The sequence below is a fragment of the Treponema sp. TIM-1 genome, assembly GCF_046533115.1.
GTDB lineage: Bacteria > Spirochaetota > Spirochaetia > Treponematales > Breznakiellaceae > JAIRMO01.
Map to the genome: position 1 here is coordinate 104,386 of NZ_JAJQRC010000004.1, position 18,933 is coordinate 123,318.

Here is an 18,933-nt window from a genome sequence, read left to right on the forward strand (position 1 = left end):
ATGGACGAAAAAGAATATCTTGCTCTGGAGCATATAAAAAAGCTCCTGAAGGATAATGTGATTCCACCCCTGGAGGGAGATTTGGCGGAATTACCCCTCTTGCAGGATATTCATAATGATCTTAAGGCTATTCGGGAAATTACTTATTCTTTTTCCATGGGAGACCTTTCACCCGCAATTAAAATCCGGGGAATTATTCCCGGTTGCTTAAAGACCCTTCAGGCCCACCTCAGACACCTGATTTGGCAGGTTCAGATGGTGGAACAGGGGGATTTTACCCAACAGGTTCAATTTTTGGGGGAATTCTCCGCCGCCTTTAACAGCATGGTCCGCCAATTTGACGCCACCCTCAAGACATTAAAACAGAAGGAGGAGGCCCTGACTGCCCTGGCGGACGGCCTCCGAAACGAAGTGACCAGCCGGGATTCCACGGTGGAAGCCCTTCGGGAAAGCGAATCCCAGTTTAAATACCTTGCCAGCCATGATCACCTAACCGGGGCCTTGAACCGCCGTTCCTTTATGGATCGGGCCATTATAGAACTGTCCGCCTCCATAAACCATAACACCCCCTGCAGTCTCGCGATGATGGACATCGATCACTTTAAAAAGTTTAACGATACCTATGGCCATCAGGCGGGAGATGATGTCCTGCGCCATGTGGTAGGGGTTATTTCATCCCTCCTGCGAAAAAATGATTTTTTAGGCCGGTATGGGGGGGAGGAATTTATCTTTTATTTTAGCCATGTGGATAAGAGTACCAGTATCGCCATAGCAGAACGGGTTCGGGAGGCCATTGCCACAACCCCGATCCGGCTTAAATCAGGTCCTGTTACCATAACCGCCAGTTTTGGGATCGCCACCTTTCAGGATAGTGACAATCCCGAGGAAAAAAATGATCTTGAAACCTGTATCCACTACGCGGATATTGCTTTATATCAGGCAAAAAAAGGGGGAAGAAATAAAGTCGTCTGTTTTTCCAAAGAAATGGCCGATGTTTGACACGCTGCTAACAATCGGAGAGATGTTTTGCTTAATAACTGGGAGGATATATGAAGACAGTATTGGTGGTAGATGATTCCCGTATCATGAGAAACATCGTAAAAAATACCTTTTCTCTTATGAAAATTCCCTGCCAATATGTGGAAGCGTCCAATGGACGGGAGGCTTTACAATTACTGGCAAGCCAAAAAATAGATCTAGTGCTGTTGGATTGGAATATGCCGCAGCTTTCGGGGATAGATTTTCTTAAAACAATCCGGGCCAAAGAGGAGTATAAAAACCTTCCGGTGATCATGGTGACCAGCGAAGCCGCCCGGTATAATGTAATTGAAGCGTTAAAAAACGGAGCCACCGATTATATCATTAAACCGGTAAACGAAAAAAATTTCAAGGAAAAATTGTCAAAAATAATTATATGATCCGGTTCCAGAATTCATTTTTTTTGAAACCGGCATGGAGGCAGGCGCTTATGCCCCAAATTAAGCCTATCCGCTTGTTCATTTATAGTTAAGGGGAAACCATGGAAAAGTATATCCAACCCTTTGTCGGGGTATGTAAAAACGTGTTTAAAGAATTTGTGGGCGATGAACCCTCGGCGGATCGTCCCTATTTCGCAGAGAAAGAAAACGTTACTGACTGGGATATTTCCGCGGTAATCGGACTTACCGGAGAAGCCCGGGGGGCGGTGGTTATTTCGATGAAAACATCCCTTGCCCTTATGATTACCGATATCCTCACCGGGTCCAAACATACCGAATTGGACGACGAAACGGTGGACGCCATTGGAGAAATTGTCAATATTATCGCGGGAAACGTAAAAAAGGAGCTGGAGGAATCATTCCGGCTTATCATATCCCTGCCAACCATTATACAGGGTAAGGAGCATGTAATAACCTGGCCGAGCGGTCATACCCGGATTATTTGCATCCCCTTCAACATATTTGAGAACCAAACCTTTATCCTTTCGGTGGCCATTGAATCATTAAAAGGTGACTAACCCATGATAGGTACTATAGTTTTAAAATTTCTTACCAGCAATAAATTTGAAAATCCCCAGGACGAATTGGTGATGGATGAAATAGTCCGCTACATCACCTTTAATATTGCCCTGGTGATAGGGTCGGTTTTCCTTATCTCCTTCGGGATTACCGTGGTATTTGAGGGTAATACAATCCGGGGCATCGCGGATCTGCTTATCGGCTTCATTTGTATTATTATCCTCTTTCTCCTCAGGACCAAGGTCCCCTTTACCGCATGCGGCCTCATCGTCCTCGTTCCCTTTGGAATACTCTGTCTGGGCTTGCTTTTAAGCGGCGGTGCCCGGGGATTTGCGGGCCTATGGATATTTACCTATCCCCCCATCGTTATTTTTATCCTGGGTTTATATATCGGTTCCGTTCTTTCGGGGCTCCTTTTCGTGGGGCTCATGACCATTACGATTATCCCCGGAATTGCGGAATTTAATTATTTTCTTCCTATCGCCTTCCGGTTCATCGCCGTCTATATCCTAGTAGTGGTCTTAACCATTACCTATGAACAGATCCGGATTCTTAAAGACCGTTGGCTGCGGCAGCTGACCGCCACTTTGAAGTCCGAACGGGACGAGGTGAGCGTGATGAAGGACAACCTCAAAGCCGGTGTTTTCCTCATGGACAAGGACTATACGATCCAGCCCGCCTATTCCAAAGCCCTGGAGGAGATTCTGGGCATGGACGAGCTTCAGGGGAAAAAGTTTACCGACCTTCTGTCCGCCTCTCTTAAGGCAAAGGAACGGGATACCCTGGAAGATTATTTTGAAATGGTAATAAAACGTTCCTTTGACCCGAAAATGCTGGAAGAGATCAACCCGATTGTGGAATTCTTCTATATAAATGAAATAACCGGGGAAGAAAAAATCCTCCGCACCACCTTTGCCGCCGTTGACCGGGGGTATGGTATCTTTTTTATCCTGGGGAGCCTGGAGGATATCACCACCGAAAAATCGCTCCAGAAGCAGCTTGAGGAAGAAGAGAGCAAGCGTAACGAAGAAATGCGGGCCCTCTTTCAGGTGATTCAGGTGGAACCCCGGGTCTTTAATGATTTTATCGAAGATATGGAGTATGATTTTGATCGGATCAACAACATCCTTAAAGACAAAAACCTTTCCGCCCGGCAGGCCATGGTGGACATTTATCAGTCTGTCCATGCCATCAAATCCAACGCCCTTATCCTGGGACTCGAAAATTTCAGCGGTAAACTCCATGAACTTGAATCAAAGATCAAGGAACTCCGGGACCAGGAGGATATCTCCTTTGATGAGGTGTTACACATCACCGTGGAACTGGAAAAACTTATGAAGGAAAAGGATAAATTCCGGGATATTATTGATAAGATCCAGTCCTTTAGGGTCAATATGGGGGAAAGCCGGAGACAGGACCGGTATGTGCTGGTGGAGACCCTGACCAAGGCCTGCGAAAAAGCATCGGCGGCGCTGAATAAAAAGGCCCAATTTGTGGTGGAAGACCTGGATGGGTTAGTGTTGGAATATGGTCCCCGCCGGATTATTAAGGAGGTCCTGACCCAGCTGGTTCGTAATGCGGTATACCACGGTCTTGAAAGCCCGGAGGAACGAAACGCCCTGGGTAAACCCCCCCAGGGGCTTATCCGGCTTTTTATCAAGTACCAGGATAACCAGATCCATATTAAACTTTCCGATGACGGTAGAGGGCTGGATTTTGAAAAGATCCGCGAAAAAGCGGAACGATTACATCTTTTTAAGCATCCGGAAGATGCGGCGGATAAAAACCAACTCCTCAAGGCTATTTTTTCCCCAGGGTTTAGCACTGTCGAAGAGGCGGATGTTCATGCCGGCCGCGGCATCGGGCTTAGTTTGGTGCGGGAACGGATTCGGGAACTCCGGGGGTCCATAAAACTGCAAAGCGAACCGGGAAAGGGTACGATCTTTAACATCTATATCCCCCTGGAAATAAAAAACTTTATTAAGAAAGCATCTTGAGGTCTTTAGAACGCTTACTATAAAAACCGGAGAAATACTATGGATATAGCCAATGAAGTGGAAGGCCGGCGGCAGCAGATCGCGACCTTTAAATTCAGGATAACCCTCTTTGTCGTCTTCTTTTTTATTGCCGTTTTTGGGGTGTTTGTTATTACCTCGGTACTGCAAATTTCCGCGGTAACCCGGTTTGTGTGCTCCCGCATCGGGCTGCCCATGGTGGAGAAGGTGGCCTCCATCATTGACGGGGATGCCTTTGAAGCCCTGAGCCGATCCTTGGATCCCGGGGACCCCTATTATGAAAAAACCCGGCTCAGAATGCTGGAGATAAAACAAACCGTTAATTGCCGTTATTTATATACCATGGCGCCGGTCAATACTTCCATATTCCGGTACATCATTGACGGCAGTTCCACCCCGGATGATGGGGAGAATTTTTCACCCTTGGGTGCGGAGGAAGATATCAGCGCCTATGATTCCGCCTTTTTTGTAACCCTCCGGACCAAGAAGATCCAGTTGGGCGGCATAGATATGAATGAAACCTGGGGTAACCTCATATCCGTTTATGCCCCTATCCTGAATTCCCGGGGGGATCTGGTAGGGATCATCGGCTGTGATCTGGAAGCGGATACCATCATCGCCTGGATAAGAACCCAGGTATTATGGCAGCTGGGGGTGGTTTTTATATTTGCCCTCCTGGCCCTAACCGTATATTTTTCATTGGTAAAACGGCTTAATCGGCTCCTTACGTAGCAATTTATCCGTAAAGTCGATTATTTTATAAATAAGTCATCCACTTGTTCGCTGTTTTGGTATATATTTGTTGGACGGAGTCTTAAATGAAAGCTGAGATTTTTACCTTTTGCGATTTTGCCCAGGAAAGCGGCGGTAAACTTACCATTATTGGGACCTTTGATACGATTGTTTCCAAGAATTTTCCCTGTATTCATCCACAATTATCGGTGGTCATCCGCCTGCGTTTTGATATTTGGGAATTTGTCAATCATACTTTTCGAATAGAAACCCGGGATCTCAATGGGGAATTAAACATGGAAACTATTTCGGGAAACGTGGATGTCAAGGGAGTGGGAAACGCTACCGCCGTTTCCCACCTGGTCTTTTCTATTTCCAATCTGCAATTCAAAAGCAGCGGAGTGGTCAATTTTGTGTTGTATATGGACGATAAGGAACTTACCTCAATACCCCTCTATATCAGGCGGGGCTGAATTTTCCGGTTAGACCCGGGCGCATCGGTTTAAAAGGACCAGATCCGCCAAAACCAGGGCGGTCATGGCTTCCACCACCGGTATTGCCCGGGGAACAATGCAGACATCGTGCCGCCCCCGGATAACCAGGTCCTGAGCCGCATTCCACCGGTCCAGGGTGTGCTGCTTTTTCGCTATGGAGGGAACCGGCTTAAAGACCACCCGGAATTCTAGGGGGGAACCGGTGGAAATCCCCCCCAGGACCCCCCCGGCATGGTTGGTCTTAAAGGTCAGGAACGGTACCCCGGGTGGAAGTCCGGGACAGGCCTGCCCGGCTTGGGCAGAGATGGGTTCGTCGTTGTGGACCGAGCCCAGACAGGAGGCGGCGGTAAAGCCCGTTCCCAATTCCACCCCTTTCACGGCCCCGATGGAAAGCATGGCGGCGGCGATCCGGGCGTCGAGCTTATCGAAAACCGGGTCCCCCAGTCCCGGCGGAAGTCCCGTGACCACACAGGTCACCACCCCACCGGCGCTATCCCCCTGTTTTTTTAATGCTTCTATCCTCTCCAGCATCTTTTCGGCGCTCTCCCGGCAAGGCACCCCCAGGGGATTTTTCTTGGTCTCCTCATAATCAAAGCCCTTTTCCTCCGGATCCGGCGCCCGGATCCCCGCGGCGGCGGAGGTCCAGGCCCGGATCAGAATGCCCGGCCCGGCCAGGAAGGCCTTGGCCACCGCCCCCGCCGCGACCCGTCCCACCGTTTCCCGACCGGAACTTCTTCCGCCCCCCCGGTGATCCCGGATGCCGTATTTGGCCTCCCAGGTCCAGTCCGCGTGGCCCGGCCGGTACAGGTCCCGGAGTTCATCGTAATCCCCGGAATGCTGATCTTTATTCCGTACCAGGATGGCGATGGGGGTTCCCAGGGTCTTTCCCTCAAAGATCCCGGAGAGGATCTCCGGCTCGTCCGCTTCGGCCCGGGCAGAGGCGGCCCTATTCCCTCCGGGGCGGCGACGGCGCAGTTCCCGGGCAATGTCCTCCGTTTCCAGGTTTACCCCCGCGGGACAACCGTCCACCAGGGATCCGCAGCCGGGACCGTGGGATTCACCAAAGGTGGTAACGGTAAAAAGGGTTCCAAAACGATTCCCGCCCATGACTATTCCTATGACTTTAGGGCGTCCACCTCCGCCCGGGAGGGGGGATCCGCCCCGTGCCGGGAACAGACCAGGGACGCCGCCTTATTGGCGAAAAACAGGGCCTCGTAGAGTTCCTTTTCCGTCAGGGAAAGAAGCCCTTCCCGGGACATCTTTCCCGCCCCCTCCAGCCAGGAGAGAAAGGCCCCGTGAAAGGTATCCCCGGCGCCTATGGTATCGGCCACCAGCAGATCCACCACCGGGGCGCTGACGTCCAGGATAGTCCCGTTGTCTTTCAGAAGCAGCGCCCGGGCTCCCTCGGCGCCCAGGGTGGTAAGGGCCATGCGGGGCCCCATGGCAAGGATCTTCTTCAGAGATTTTTCCAGGCCCAGGCCGGGGTAAATAAACTCAAAATCCGCCTTGGAGATTTTTGCGATGGTTGAGGCCCTTACCCAACCTTCAAAACGTTGGACATAGGCATCCCGATCCCGGATCATAAAGGGACGTATATTGGGGTCCAGGGAAATAACCGGCCCGTAGGGGGTGTTCTCCCGGAATATCAGGGTTTCGATGGCGGTCGCGATAGGTTCCATGGTCATGGCGATGGAACCAAAAAGGATACACCGGATTTCCGGGATCAGGCTGGGGGGGAGATCCCCGGGGCTCAGGGATGAATCGGCGCTTCCCTTGGTATAAAAAACATAGGCCGGCTCCTTTCCCGGTTCAAGTTTAACAAAGGCCAGGGTGGAATTCTCCCCGGAACGGATGATCCAATCGGTCCCCACGGCATTTTGGGAAAGCCGGCGGACCAGCATTTCCCCGAAAAAATCCGTGGAAAGCCGGCCCAAAAACCGTACCGGAGTACCAAGCCTGCCGATGGCTACCGCGGTATTGTAGGGGCTCCCCCCGGGACGGGGAATAAATCCATCCTCCCCCCCGGAAGGAGCGGGAATCATATCAATAAGGGCTTCGCCGCAGCATAGGATCATAAAAAACTCCTTTGGATTGGATCCGAATAACCTTATCACCAAAAATAAAAAAAATGAAGGCGGGATACGCCCTAGCCCGGACAAAATTGACAGATTTACCCCATCAGGGTATGGTAATACCATGAAGAAAACGGTGGTTATTATTGACGGTATGGGGGGCGGTATCGGCGCCCAGCTCATATCCAAAATTCGGGAAATAAACCATGAGGAACTGGAAATTATCGCCCTGGGTACCAATGCGGTGGCAACGGAACGGATGATCAAGGCCGGGGCCCACCGGGGCGCCGCCGGTGAAAACGCCATCAAGGTATCCGCTTCCCTGGGGGACTTTATCCTGGGCCCCATCGGTATTGTCATCGTCAACAGCCTCATGGGAGAAATAAGCCCGGCCATGGCCGAGGCGATCCTCGCCGCCCCGGGGGAGAAGATCCTCCTGCCCCTGCAGCAGGACCATTTCCGCCTGGTAGGCATGGAATCCCTACCCTTCACCAAAATAATCGATAAGGCGATAGACTGCCTCAAGGAACGGCTTTCAGTACGTTAACCCCGGCCGGCGGCTCCTCAGCCGCCGGATTTCCTAACCTAAGCCCACATCCAGGGCCATCATCAGGGCAAAACCCAGCAAAAGTCCCGCGGTGGCGATGTGCTCGTTTCCCTCTTTTTGGGATTCGGGGATCACCTCTTCGACCACCACAAAGATCATGGCCCCCGCGGCAAAAGCCAGGGCATAGGGCAAAATAGGCTTGATATAGAACACCGTGGCGGCCCCGAGGACCCCGGCAAAGGGTTCCACCAACCCCGAAAGCTGGCCGTACCAAAAAGCCCGGGGACGGCTCATCCCGTCCCGGCGCAGGGGGATGGAAACCGCGGCCCCTTCGGGAAAATTCTGGAGTCCGATCCCCAGGGCCAGGGCGATAGCTCCGGTGAATCCCGCCCCGGGGATCCCCGCCGCCGCCGCCCCAAATCCGACCCCTACGGCAAGACCTTCGGGGATATTGTGGATGGTGATGGCCAGGACCAGCAGCGCCGAACGGCCCCAGTTGGTTTTCGGCCCCTCGGCGTCCTGCAGGTTGTATTCGATATGCAGATGGGGAAGGATCCGGTCCACCAGGCGGAGGAAAAAGCCTCCTCCCAGAAAACCCACCGCCGCGGGCAGCCAGGGTACCCCTCCGGAGGCTTCCGCCATGAGGATCGCCGGTTCCAGCAGGGACCAAAAACTCGCCGCGATCATCACCCCGCCGGCAAACCCCAGCATACCGTCCAAAATTTTACGGTTGATACTTTTAAAGAAAAACACCGTCCCCGCCCCCAGGGCCGTCACCCCGTAGGTAAAGAGGGTAGCCAACAGAGCCTGGATAATTACGTTTCTGTGGATAAACCATTCCATATTATAATAATATTACAAAAAAGTGGATTTTTCAAAGACCCCCCCGGGATAAAAGCAAATACTTTTGCTCCGGGCCGGTTATGCCGAAAAGGGAGTATGAAGATTGTGATAACCGACGACCGGTTCGGATGGTCCGACGAAGAACGGTTTGTTTTAAAGGATTTAGAAGCGGAGGTAAGCATCGCCGGTGGTCATACCGAAGACGCGCTTATTGAAGCCTGCGCCGATGCCGATGGCATCCTCCTCAATCAGGCGTCTATGAACGCCCGGGTTATCGGCGCCTTAAAAAAATGCCAGGTTATTTCCCGTTATGGCATTGGATACGATAATGTGGACATCCTCGCCGCGGAAGAACAGGGGATCTGGGTAACCAATGTGCCCAATTATTGCACCGAGGAAGTGGCGGAACACGCCCTGGGGCTGCTCCTCGCCGGTGTCCGATGGATCCCCTTTAAGGACCGGGGGGTCCGGGCGGGGGGGTGGAACCTAAACCGGCCCATTCGGCGTCTGTCCGGGGCGGTTTTGGGTATTGTGGGCTTTGGCGCCACCGGACGGGCGTTTTGGGAAAAAGTTCAGGGCTTTGGTTTCAGCCGTATCCTCATCGCCGATCCCCATATCACGACAAAACTCCATCCGGGCATGGCGGGGGAAGCCGCGTCCTTTGATACGGTCATTACGGAATCGGATTTTATTTCCCTCCATGTGCCCCTGAACGAGGGTACCCGCCATTGTATCAATGCCCGGACCCTTGCCCGGATGAAGGACGGGGCCATCCTCATCAACGTCTCCCGGGGGCAGGTCATTGATGAGACCGCCCTGGTGGAGGCTTTACGCTCGGGCAAACTCGGCGCCGCGGGCCTGGACGTGTTTGAAAAGGAACCCCTCCCGCCGGATCACCCCCTCCTCTCCCTGGACAACCTGATCCTCACCGACCACAGCGCCTATTACAGCAGGGAATCGGTCTCGATCCTCAAAACCCGGGCGGCCATGAATGTTCGGGAAGTGCTGGAAGGGCGGATCCCTAAATTCGCCGTAAACCGGCCGGTGACACGGAAAACCGGCGCGGAACCGGGCATGGAATATACCGCTTAGGCCTGGGGGGGCCATGGAAGGCTTCCCCCTTGCAGGTAACTGCTCGGAATAGTATCGTCTTATTATGGATGAAAAAATCGAACGGCCCAATATCGGGGTAACGCCGGGTAGTCCCATTTATGTGGGGGAACGGAACCCCATGGAAACCGCCCTTTCCCTCATCGGATACGATCCTTCCCAGGCCTGGCTCAAGTCCGCAGATACGGTGGATGAATTATTGGCCTTTAAAAACCCCCAGGGGATTACCTGGATAAACATCAACGGCCTCAAGGATTCCGCCGCCATTACCCGGCTGGCGGAATATTACGGCATCCACCCCCTAACGGTGGAGGATATCCTGGATACGGGCCAGCGGCCCAAGGTGGAGGAATTCGACAATTACCTCTTTTTTATCCTCAAGGATCTGCATATCCGGGAAGAAAATGAGCTGGTCTTCGAGCAGATAAGCCTGGTATTGATGGAAAACACGGTGATCACCTTTCAGGAAGTGGCCGGGGACCCCTTCAGCGGCATCCGGCGGCGGATCTTGAACAATGGGGGCCGGGTGCGGAAGATGGGGGCGGATTATCTGGCCTATGGGCTGGTGGATTCGGTGGTGGACGCCTATTTTCTCGTGCTGGACGATTTGGGGGACAAAATCGAGAATTTTGAGGACCGGGCCATGGACGAAAAGGATGAAGCCTTTATGCCGGATATCCAGAAGATAAAACAGGAGCTCCTCAAAATCCGGCGCATCGTCTGGCCCCTCCGGGAAAGTCTTTCCCTGCTGCCCCGGCTTAGTCCCGCCTTTATCCATGAGGAGCTGGGGCCCTTTATCAAGGACCTCCACGACAACGTGATCCAGGTGGCGGAAACCGTGGAAACCTACCGGGAGCTTATCGCCGGAGTGATAGAGGTGAACCTCTCGGCGGTTTCAAACCGTATGAACCAGGTGATGAAGGTGCTGACCATCATTTCCACCCTCTTTATACCCCTGACCTTTATCGTCGGCGTGTATGGGATGAATTTCATCTATATGCCCGAGTTGCAGTACCCCTACGCCTATCCCCTGACCTGGGGGGGGATGATCCTCATTGCCCTGGGGATGCTGCTTTTCTTTAAGCACCGGCGCTGGTTTTAGGGGGCTTTGGTGCGGATCCTGACGGTCTCTGATTTTGATATCGCCCTGGCGGCGGAAGCCCTGAGATCCGGGCGCTTGGTCGCCTTTCCGACGGAAACCGTCTACGGTCTGGGGGCCGACGGGTTTAACCCCGCGGCCCTGGCACGGGTGTTTGAGGTTAAAAACCGGCCCCGCTTTGATCCCCTGATCATCCACATCGCCCGGGTGGAAGGGCTGGAACTGGCGGCGGACCTGGAACTTCTGGAGGGGGAGGCCCGGAGAAAAACCGACCTGCTCTGTGAAAAGCTCTGGCCCGGGCCTTTGACCCTGATCCTTCCCAAAAGGCGGGAAATTCCGGAACTTGCCACCGCGGGGCTTGCCACCGTGGCGGTCCGGCTGCCGGATCACCCGGCGGCCCAAAAACTCATCGCCCTATCCACCGGGGCGGTGGCCGCCCCCAGCGCCAACCCCTTCGGCCGTCTTAGTCCCACCAGGGCGGAACATGTCCGGGACCAGCTGGGGGACCGGGTAGACCTGATCCTGGACGGGGGCCGGACCAGGGTTGGGGTAGAGTCCACCGTCCTGGACATGACCGGCCCTTCCCCCCGGATCCTCCGCCCCGGGGGCGTCCCCCAAGAGCGGATCGAGGCCCTTATCGGGCCGGTAGCCCCCCCCCAAGAAACGGAAGGCCCGGTCAACGCTCCGGGGCAACTCAAAAGCCACTATGCCCCCCGTACCCCCCTCACCCTATATGAAAAGGATGCAATGATCGCCTTGGATTTTGATCCCCGGGGGGCCTGCCTTTTCTTTGACGGAGCCTCCCGGGACCGGTGGCTTCAGGGGCAGCGGGACCTTCCCGGATCCGGCCCGTTCCCCGGAATTCGGGTCCTTTCCGAGGAGGGGAATACCACGGAGGCCGCGGCCAATCTCTTTGATACCCTCCACGAGCTGGACCGGCTGGGCTTTTCCCGGATTAGGGCGGAGGAAGCCCCCCCCTCGGGGCTGGGACCGGCCATTAATGACCGCCTTTGCAAAGCCGCGGCCCGAGAATAGCCGGTACCGCGTAAGCAGCCCCGATAATCGGGATTTTTGCGGCATCAAGCGCAAAAAATCCACCAGTGCAACAGGCTGCTAGGTATGGGCCGCCGGGTCTTGAGAAGCATCCATGCCCGGGGGAATCTCGAAGACCCCCTCCAGAATATGCTTGGGCCGGTAGGGAAATCGGGGAATATCCGCCATCTTGGTGACCCCCGAAAGGACCAGGACCGTCTCGATTTCCGCTTCCACCCCGGCAACTATGTCCGTATCCATGCGGTCCCCGATAATAACCGTTTCTTCCCGCTTTGCGTTGAGCCTTCGCAGGCCGTGCCGCATCATCAGGGGATTGGGCTTCCCCACAAAATAGGCCTTGGTCTCGGTGGACAGTTCTATGGGGGCCACCAGGGAACCGCAGGCCGGAACTATCCCCCCTTCCACCGGCCCGGTTAGATCCGGGTTGGTACCGATCAATCGGGCTCCCCCAAAAACCAGTTTGACCGCCCGTTCCAGAGCCTCCAGACTGTACCCCCTACCCTCCCCCACTACCACATAATCGGGATTCACGTTATTCATGGTGAACCCCGCGTCGTATAGGGCCTGGATCAGCCCCGGTTCCCCGATGACGTAGACGGAACCACCCGGTTTTTGGGAGGCCAGGAACCCCGCCGTGGCCAGGGCGCTGGTATAAAAATGTTCCGGGTCCACGATGATCCCCAGCCGGGCAAGCTTCTGGGACAGTTCCAGGGGGGAGCGTTCACTGGAATTGGTCAAAAAGAGAAAGGCCTTGTTACTGTGGGTTAGCCACTCCACAAAATCCACCGCCCCGGGAAGAACCATATTTCCATGGTAGATCACCCCGTCCATGTCGATAATAAAGGCCCGTTTGGACCTGATATATTCCAGATCGTTTTCCATGCTTCAACTATAGCCTATTTTTTAAGGATTGTAACTATTGTTATATTTTTATATCTTATAGAAGAAGCTGCAAAGTCCTATGATGAGGCAGGGTATGAGTGATAATATTATTGTTGAATGGGATGATCGGTATTTAATCGGTATTCCCCTGATAGATGAGCAGCATAAAGAACTTATCCGGTTGACCAATAATCTTTACGAGAGCTGTCTCCAGGGAGACGAAGCGGCCCGGGAGAACTTTAGGATCGCGATCCAGGGAACAGTGGATTATGTAAAGTTCCATTTCGGCGCGGAAGAGCAGATTCTGAAAAATGTCAATTACCCTGAATTTACGGCCCATAAGAAGCAACACGAGGAATTTGTCAGACAGGTGCTGGAGGAGGTTAAAAATTTTGAGGAGGGTAAAAAATTCGTCCCCAATATTTTTGTCCGTTTCCTCCGGGATTGGATCCTGACCCATATTGCCATGGTGGATAAAAAATATGCCGAATATATTATAAATCTCAAAAAAAATGGCGGGTTGAAAATATAAGCTCATAGGCGGAGCGTACGGAGGGTAGTATACCCCCTATTCCAATAATACCGAGGTTTCTCATGATAGTGGTTTTGTCCCAGGGTGTTTCGGTTCATGATAAGGAAATGGTTCGGATATATTTAAAGGACCGGGGCTTTAGCCTCCGGGAACAGGCCCTGGGGGAAGATGAGATCATCGCTGCCTCGGGGAAGGGGGTGGTGGATATCCGGGAACTCAGCCTGCTGCCCGGAGTTGAACGGGTGGCGGCAACCTCCAAACCCTATGAATTGGCCTCCCGGGAAACCAAGGCCGAGGATACCATTGTGAGCGTGGGGGGAGCGGCGCAGTCCACCGGCCTGGTAAAAATCGGCGGCTCCCGGATTTCGGTGATCGCCGGTCCCTGCGCCGTGGAAAGCCGGGAGCAGATCATGGAAACCGCCGCCATGGTCCGGGAATCCGGGGCGGTGATCCTCCGGGGAGGGGCGTTTAAGCCCCGGACCAGCCCCTATGCCTTCCAGGGTCTGGGAATGAAGGGCCTGGAATACATGAAAGCCGCGGGAGAAGCCCAGGGTATGCCCATTGTGACCGAAGTGGTTTCCCCGGAACTGGCGGTCCAGATGAAGGATATCACCGATATGTTCCAGATTGGCGCCCGGAATATGCAAAACTATGAATTACTGAAAAAAGTCGGCTCCCTGGGGAAGCCGGTACTGCTTAAACGGGGCCCTTCGGCGACCATTGAGGAATGGCTCCTCTCCGCCGAATACCTTTTGGCTTCGGGTACCCAGGATGTGGTCCTCTGCGAACGGGGGATCCGGACCTTTGAAACCTATACCCGGAATACCCTGGATATTTCCGCCATCCCCGTGGTCAAGGCCCTTTCCCACCTGCCGGTAATCGTGGATCCCAGTCACGCGGTAGGTATCCGGGCCAAGGTAAGTTCCGCAGGGCTGGCCGCCATAGCCGCCGGGGCCGACGGTCTGACCATAGAGGTTCACCCCCGGCCGGACGAAGCCCTTTCCGACGGCCCCCAATCCCTCTACCCGGAACAATTTGAACGGCTCATGCGGGATATTGAAGCCCTGGCCCCAGTGGTGGGAAAGGAACTGCTTCGGACACCCCTGCCTTCCCATGGAGGAGGGGCCCATCATACCGAGATCCTGACAAAAGCGGGGGATAGCGAGGAGCGGGGGGATATTCCCGCGGCCTTCTCCGGGGAAAGCGGCGCCTTTGCCGAACAGGCCTTGATGAGGGTCTTCGGCGAAGAGGCTTCCCGGCTGCGATGTCCCTCCTTTCGGGCGGTTTTTGACGCGGTGCTGGATGGTTCCGCCATGGCCGGGATAGTGCCCGTGGAAAACAGCCTGGCCGGTTCGGTCCACGAGAATTACGACCTCTTTCTACGTTACCCGGATATCGCTATTGTGGGGGAATTAAAACTCAGGATAGTCCACTGCCTTATCGGGGATGAAAAAGCCGATCTTGATACCATAAAAATAGTCCGCAGCCACCCCCAGGGCTTTGCCCAATGCCGGGATTTTCTGGACAAATATCCCCACTGGCAGCTTGAGGCCTGTAACGATACCGCCACCGCGGTAGCTTCCATTGCCCGGGAAGGGGCAACCAAGGTAGCGGCTATCGCCGGGGAAGCCGCCGCCAAGATCCACGGCCTCAAGGTGCTCAGGATGGGGATCGAGACCAATCCCTTAAACTACACCCGGTTTGTTATTATTACCCGGAGAATAGGGGACAAGGTCTCCGTCCCCCCCAGTTTAGGTTCGGAACCCCCCAATAAGGCTTCCCTGGTTTTTTCAGTTCCCGATACCCCGGGCTCTCTTTTTGCCTGCCTCAAAATCATGAGCGAACGGGGGATCAATCTATCCAAGCTGGAATCCCGGCCCATCCAGGGACAACCCTGGCGTTATCTCTTCTATGTGGACGTGAACATCCCCGAGTCCGAGGGGACCTTTGATCCGGCCATTGAGGAATTAAAAACAAAAACCGAAGATTTCCGTTTTCTGGGGGTGTACCGGGGCTCACTGTAGGGGCCGGCCGCCTGAACACGGCGGAGTTCTGTTTTTTTTAAGGAGGAAGATTATGTTCACCTGTGATAAGGACCGGGTAAAGGATAAAATTGAAACCTTTGCCCAATTCGGAGCCACCAGCCGGGGGGGAATAACCCGGTTTTCCCTGTCCAAAGAGGCGGTTCAGGCCAGGAATGAGTTCGTTAAGCGGATGAAGGCCCTTAAAATTAAGGTTTTTACCGATGATCTGGCCAATATGTATGCCACGGTTCCGGGGTCTGATCCGGCGCTGCCCGGTATTGTTATGGCCTCCCACCTGGATTCGGTGAGGAACGGCGGCAACTATGACGGGGTCCTCGGGGTGATCGCCGCCATGGAGGTGGCGGAGACCATGGTACGGGATAAAATTCCCCATCGCCGCCCCTTTACCGCCATGGTCTGGACCAATGAGGAGGGCTCCCGCTATCCTCCGGCAATGATGAGTTCCGGTATCCTCTGTGGAAAATTTGAAAAGGAGACCATGCTCCTGTCCAAAAGCCCCGAGGGGAAAACCTTTGGGGAGGCCCTGGGGGATAGCGGTTTTGTGGGGGACCAGGCCAACCGGCTTAATTCCCGGGATTACACCATGATGCTGGAACTCCATATTGAGCAGGGGCCTATTCTGGAGGCTAAAAAAAAACAGATCGGTGTGGTGGAGGGGGTCTTGGGTATGGTAAACTACCGGATAAGTACCCATGGGCAGGCGGATCATGCGGGGACTACCCCCATGTCCTACCGGAAGGACGCCCTTCTGGCCGCTGCGGACACCATTAAATACCTCCATATCGAATTAGACAAACTGGATAAGCATCTCGTGTATACTACGGGAGAACTGGTGGTTCACCCTTGTGTTCATACGGTTATCCCCGATTATGTAGAGTTTTCCCTGGATGCCCGTCACCGGGATCCGGAGGTAATGAAACAGGTGGTCAAGGTGATCAAAGGCCTCCCCAAAAAGATGGATAAATGTACGGTAAGCTACCGGGAAGCCTGGGCCCGAAAAACGGTCTACTTTAACCGGAAACTGGTAACTATCGTCGAAAAAAATGCCAAGGATCTGGGGTATTCCGCCATGAAGATCTACAGCGGGGCGGGACACGATGCCCAGTACGTAGCGGAGCTGATCCCCACCACCATGATCTTTGTACCCAGTAAAGGCGGCCACAGCCACTGCGAGGAGGAGTTTACCTCGGTGGACGAGGCATGGCAAGGTATCAACGTGGCCCTGAATACGGTTCTGGAGGCGGACGCTAAATCCCCGGATTCTGCGGACTAAGCCCCCTAGAAGCAGCCGTAATGCAGATTTTGTATAAAAAATGTATAAAAATGTAATTTTCGCTTGATTTTTTATATTTCATGTATTATTATACTTTTGTAATTCTTTCCGGTGTTTAGTGGACCTTTTTAAAAATCCAGTTTGTTTTGGAAAGGGCGGCCAACCTTAAAATTAGGCCGGCCCGTTTTCTCTCTAGGTTAAGGCTACCTTCCCGAAGCCATAATTTGGGAAATGTCCTTGGACGGCGGAAATATCATTATCGTAAAGAAGGTTCCTGATATGTTCTACGCGGATACGATTTTTATTAACGGAAATATCTATACCCTGGATGACGATAATCCCCGGGCCCGGGCGCTGGCCCTGTGGAAGGGGGAATTTCTGGCGGCGGGAGATGAAGAGGGTTGTGAGGTTTTTAAAGGACCGGATACCAGGGTTATCGACCTTGAGGGAAGGACGGTCCTGCCTGGTTTTAACGATACCCATTGCCACCTCTTATCCCTCCGGGGACAGCAGTTGTTACAGTTGGACTGTTCTTCCGGTAAGGTAAAATCCATAGACGATATTCTGGAGCTCGTTAAAAAAGCAGTGGAAACCACCCCCAAAGGACAGTGGATCCTGGCCGGTTCCCTGGATCCGGCGAAGCTGGCGGAAAAACGCCCCCCTACCCGATTGGAGTTGGATAGGGTTGCCCCCCAGCATCCGGTCCATATCCGGGCCCAGTCCTGTCACATGGGCGTAGTCAACAGCCGGGGATTTTCCCTGGCGGGGATCACCGCTGATACCCCCAATCCCCCGGGTGGGGAATTTGAAAAGGACAGCCGGGGGGAGCTGACCGGTATTTGTAAAGAAGAGGCCCATTTCCTTTTTGTTACCGGTATGGGCGGCGGTACCAGCTTTGTGCCCTCCTACACCCCGGAACAGTACCTGAAAGCCCTGGAACTCGCCTGTAAGGAGTATAACCGTTACGGGATCACCAGTGTGGGGGATGCCCTGATCAATCCCCCGGAGATCCGGGCCTATACCCAGGCGTATAACACGGGAACTTTGACGGTTCGGGTGTATATGATCGTCCTGGATATTAACCTCCCCCTGATAAAACAACTGGGCCTTTCCAGCGGATTCGGCAACGAATGGGTCAGGATGGGGGGGATCAAGAGTTTTGTGGACGGCGCTATCGCGGGGCATACCGCCTGGGTCAGTGAGCCCTACCTTAACCGGCCGGATTATTACGGGATCCCTACCAAAACCCCGGAGGAAATAGAGGCCCTGGTCATGGATGCTCACGGGGCAGGGCTGCAGATGGAGATCCACGCCAATGGGGACCGGGCCATCGAGATGGTTTTGGATGCCTATGAAAAGGCCCAGGAACGGATCCCCCGGCGGGATCCCCGGCACCGGATCGCCCATTGTACGGTGGTGAACGATAAAATTTTGGAAAGAATTAAGCGCCTGGGGGTAGTGGTTTGCCCCTTTGTCTCCTATGTGTGGGAACACGGCGATAAGATGGGGCCCTATGGGAACCGCATCGAAAGGATGTTTGCCCATCGTTCCTTTCTGGACCGGAGAATTCCCGTGGGGGCAAGTTCGGATAACCCCTGTGGGACCCAGCACCCCTATCAGGCATTGCAGGCCATGGTAACCCGGGTCAGTAGTACCGGGGAAGCCCTGGGCTTAAGCCAGAAAATAAGCCTGGAAGAGGCCCTTAAAATCTATACCCAGGGAAGCGCCTATGCCACCTTTGAGGAAAACCGGAAGGGAAAGCTCAAAACCGGTATGCTCGCTGATTTTATCGTTGTCTCCCAGGATCCCTTTACCATCGATCCCTTTGGCTTACATGAATTACAGACCCTCCAGACCTATGTGGGCGGCAAGCTGGTTTATAATGCCCTGTAACAGGGGCTTAATAGAGAGGCGGCTTTAAATTAACCGGGTTTAAAGCCGCTTCCGGGCGTAAAAGTTTTCCTAGAAAGCTTAATTTGAATGTTGGAGGTTACGGAATGGAAAAAAGAGTTTATCCCGGCAGGATCTTGTTGTTTCTTTTAATTTTTATCGGTTTTTTGATAATGGAATTTCCCGGGGTTCTTTTCTTTAACAGAATAGATCCCATGATCTTCGGGCTGCCCTTCATCTATAGTTTTACCCTTATCATGTGGGTAGTTATGGTGGTTTTGATGTACATCGGCTACAAAACCAATTGGGGCAAGGGAAAAAATTTTACCGGAAAAGAAACTTAGGAGGA

19 protein-coding genes are annotated in these 18,933 nt (G+C 53.6%); 15 read left to right on the plus strand and 4 right to left on the minus strand.

The window, feature by feature from the left end; translation table 11 throughout:
- The 6 genes from LQZ21_RS03710 (at position 1) to LQZ21_RS03735 (ending at position 5,217) form a co-directional block, all read left to right on the plus strand.
- Positions 1-999 carry a GGDEF domain-containing protein gene (locus tag LQZ21_RS03710; protein WP_411042818.1) on the plus strand — a complete coding sequence of 333 codons (999 nt, stop codon included), beginning with the start codon at positions 1-3 and terminating at the stop codon, positions 997-999.
- A gap of 50 nt (positions 1,000-1,049) precedes the next feature.
- Entirely contained in the window at positions 1,050-1,418 is a 369-nt protein-coding gene (locus tag LQZ21_RS03715) for a response regulator (RefSeq protein WP_411042819.1), read from the plus strand.
- Between the two features lie 101 nt (positions 1,419-1,519).
- Positions 1,520-1,996 carry a chemotaxis protein CheX gene (locus tag LQZ21_RS03720; protein WP_411042820.1) on the plus strand — a complete coding sequence of 159 codons (477 nt, stop codon included), beginning with the start codon at positions 1,520-1,522 and terminating at the stop codon, positions 1,994-1,996.
- Between the two features lie 3 nt (positions 1,997-1,999).
- Entirely contained in the window at positions 2,000-3,994 is a 1,995-nt protein-coding gene (locus tag LQZ21_RS03725) for an ATP-binding protein (RefSeq protein ID WP_411042821.1), read from the plus strand.
- A 39-nt stretch (positions 3,995-4,033) separates the two neighbouring features.
- Entirely contained in the window at positions 4,034-4,744 is a 711-nt protein-coding gene (locus LQZ21_RS03730; protein ID WP_411042822.1) for a hypothetical protein, read from the plus strand.
- A gap of 86 nt (positions 4,745-4,830) precedes the next feature.
- A complete protein-coding gene (locus tag LQZ21_RS03735; RefSeq protein WP_411042823.1) occupies positions 4,831-5,217 on the plus strand; it encodes a DUF6941 family protein in 387 nt (128 codons plus the stop codon).
- A gap of 9 nt (positions 5,218-5,226) precedes the next feature.
- On the opposite strand, the gene aroC is transcribed toward LQZ21_RS03735, so the two are convergent.
- On the minus strand, positions 5,227-6,345 hold the full coding sequence (gene aroC, locus LQZ21_RS03740; protein WP_411042824.1) for a chorismate synthase: 1,119 nt from the start codon (positions 6,343-6,345) through the stop codon (positions 5,227-5,229).
- An 8-nt stretch (positions 6,346-6,353) separates the two neighbouring features.
- Positions 6,354-7,313, minus strand: a complete 960-nt coding sequence (locus LQZ21_RS03745) for a carbohydrate kinase family protein (protein ID WP_411042825.1) — start codon at positions 7,311-7,313, stop codon at positions 6,354-6,356.
- A gap of 121 nt (positions 7,314-7,434) precedes the next feature.
- Between LQZ21_RS03745 and LQZ21_RS03750 the strand changes: the two genes are divergently transcribed.
- Positions 7,435-7,857 carry a DUF3842 family protein gene (locus LQZ21_RS03750; protein WP_411042826.1) on the plus strand — a complete coding sequence of 141 codons (423 nt, stop codon included), beginning with the start codon at positions 7,435-7,437 and terminating at the stop codon, positions 7,855-7,857.
- A 33-nt stretch (positions 7,858-7,890) separates the two neighbouring features.
- On the opposite strand, the gene LQZ21_RS03755 is transcribed toward LQZ21_RS03750, so the two are convergent.
- Positions 7,891-8,700, minus strand: a complete 810-nt coding sequence (locus LQZ21_RS03755) for a ZIP family metal transporter (RefSeq protein WP_411042827.1) — start codon at positions 8,698-8,700, stop codon at positions 7,891-7,893.
- A 96-nt stretch (positions 8,701-8,796) separates the two neighbouring features.
- On the opposite strand from LQZ21_RS03755, the gene LQZ21_RS03760 reads away from it, so the two are divergent.
- The 3 genes from LQZ21_RS03760 (at position 8,797) to LQZ21_RS03770 (ending at position 11,944) form a co-directional block, all read left to right on the plus strand.
- Entirely contained in the window at positions 8,797-9,792 is a 996-nt protein-coding gene (locus LQZ21_RS03760) for a C-terminal binding protein (protein WP_411042829.1), read from the plus strand.
- A 64-nt stretch (positions 9,793-9,856) separates the two neighbouring features.
- Complete coding sequence (gene corA, locus LQZ21_RS03765) at positions 9,857-10,912, plus strand: magnesium/cobalt transporter CorA (RefSeq protein ID WP_411042830.1); 1,056 nt, start codon at positions 9,857-9,859, stop codon at positions 10,910-10,912.
- Between the two features lie 9 nt (positions 10,913-10,921).
- Positions 10,922-11,944 (plus strand): L-threonylcarbamoyladenylate synthase, encoded by a 1,023-nt coding sequence (locus LQZ21_RS03770; RefSeq protein ID WP_411042831.1) that lies wholly within the window; start codon positions 10,922-10,924, stop codon positions 11,942-11,944.
- Between the two features lie 78 nt (positions 11,945-12,022).
- Here the strand turns inward: LQZ21_RS03770 and LQZ21_RS03775 are convergent, their stop codons facing one another.
- Entirely contained in the window at positions 12,023-12,844 is an 822-nt protein-coding gene (locus tag LQZ21_RS03775) for an HAD-IIA family hydrolase (protein ID WP_411042832.1), read from the minus strand.
- Positions 12,845-12,938: 94 nt separating this feature from the next.
- On the opposite strand from LQZ21_RS03775, the gene LQZ21_RS03780 reads away from it, so the two are divergent.
- The 5 genes from LQZ21_RS03780 (at position 12,939) to LQZ21_RS03800 (ending at position 18,928) form a co-directional block, all read left to right on the plus strand.
- A complete protein-coding gene (locus LQZ21_RS03780) occupies positions 12,939-13,376 on the plus strand; it encodes a bacteriohemerythrin (RefSeq protein WP_411042833.1) in 438 nt (145 codons plus the stop codon).
- 62 nt (positions 13,377-13,438) lie between these two features.
- Complete coding sequence (gene aroF, locus LQZ21_RS03785) at positions 13,439-15,400, plus strand: 3-deoxy-7-phosphoheptulonate synthase (protein ID WP_411042834.1); 1,962 nt, start codon at positions 13,439-13,441, stop codon at positions 15,398-15,400.
- A 52-nt stretch (positions 15,401-15,452) separates the two neighbouring features.
- Positions 15,453-16,694: a Zn-dependent hydrolase gene (locus tag LQZ21_RS03790; RefSeq protein ID WP_411042835.1), complete on the plus strand. Its 1,242-nt coding sequence runs from the start codon at positions 15,453-15,455 to the stop codon at positions 16,692-16,694.
- Positions 16,695-16,925: 231 nt separating this feature from the next.
- Positions 16,926-18,587, plus strand: coding sequence for an amidohydrolase (locus LQZ21_RS03795; protein WP_411042836.1), 1,662 nt, complete (start codon positions 16,926-16,928; stop codon positions 18,585-18,587).
- 104 nt (positions 18,588-18,691) lie between these two features.
- Complete coding sequence (locus tag LQZ21_RS03800; protein WP_411042837.1) at positions 18,692-18,928, plus strand: DUF3311 domain-containing protein; 237 nt, start codon at positions 18,692-18,694, stop codon at positions 18,926-18,928.
- Positions 18,929-18,933: the final 5 nt, after the last annotated feature.

Bases quoted from the DNA above. Each gene is read 5' to 3' on its own strand.
- LQZ21_RS03710 (WP_411042818.1), top strand. From the start codon at position 1: ATGGACGAAAAAGAATATCTTGCTCTGGAGCATATAAAAAAGCTCCTG.
- LQZ21_RS03715 (WP_411042819.1), top strand. From the start codon at position 1,050: ATGAAGACAGTATTGGTGGTAGATGATTCCCGTATCATGAGAAACATC.
- LQZ21_RS03720 (WP_411042820.1), top strand. From the start codon at position 1,520: ATGGAAAAGTATATCCAACCCTTTGTCGGGGTATGTAAAAACGTGTTT.
- LQZ21_RS03725 (WP_411042821.1), top strand. From the start codon at position 2,000: ATGATAGGTACTATAGTTTTAAAATTTCTTACCAGCAATAAATTTGAA.
- LQZ21_RS03730 (WP_411042822.1), top strand. From the start codon at position 4,034: ATGGATATAGCCAATGAAGTGGAAGGCCGGCGGCAGCAGATCGCGACC.
- LQZ21_RS03735 (WP_411042823.1), top strand. From the start codon at position 4,831: ATGAAAGCTGAGATTTTTACCTTTTGCGATTTTGCCCAGGAAAGCGGC.
- aroC (WP_411042824.1), bottom strand. From the start codon at position 6,345: ATGGGCGGGAATCGTTTTGGAACCCTTTTTACCGTTACCACCTTTGGT.
- LQZ21_RS03745 (WP_411042825.1), bottom strand. From the start codon at position 7,313: ATGATCCTATGCTGCGGCGAAGCCCTTATTGATATGATTCCCGCTCCT.
- LQZ21_RS03750 (WP_411042826.1), top strand. From the start codon at position 7,435: ATGAAGAAAACGGTGGTTATTATTGACGGTATGGGGGGCGGTATCGGC.
- LQZ21_RS03755 (WP_411042827.1), bottom strand. From the start codon at position 8,700: ATGGAATGGTTTATCCACAGAAACGTAATTATCCAGGCTCTGTTGGCT.
- LQZ21_RS03760 (WP_411042829.1), top strand. From the start codon at position 8,797: ATGAAGATTGTGATAACCGACGACCGGTTCGGATGGTCCGACGAAGAA.
- corA (WP_411042830.1), top strand. From the start codon at position 9,857: ATGGATGAAAAAATCGAACGGCCCAATATCGGGGTAACGCCGGGTAGT.
- LQZ21_RS03775 (WP_411042832.1), bottom strand. From the start codon at position 12,844: ATGGAAAACGATCTGGAATATATCAGGTCCAAACGGGCCTTTATTATC.
- LQZ21_RS03780 (WP_411042833.1), top strand. From the start codon at position 12,939: ATGAGTGATAATATTATTGTTGAATGGGATGATCGGTATTTAATCGGT.
- aroF (WP_411042834.1), top strand. From the start codon at position 13,439: ATGATAGTGGTTTTGTCCCAGGGTGTTTCGGTTCATGATAAGGAAATG.
- LQZ21_RS03790 (WP_411042835.1), top strand. From the start codon at position 15,453: ATGTTCACCTGTGATAAGGACCGGGTAAAGGATAAAATTGAAACCTTT.
- LQZ21_RS03795 (WP_411042836.1), top strand. From the start codon at position 16,926: ATGTCCTTGGACGGCGGAAATATCATTATCGTAAAGAAGGTTCCTGAT.
- LQZ21_RS03800 (WP_411042837.1), top strand. From the start codon at position 18,692: ATGGAAAAAAGAGTTTATCCCGGCAGGATCTTGTTGTTTCTTTTAATT.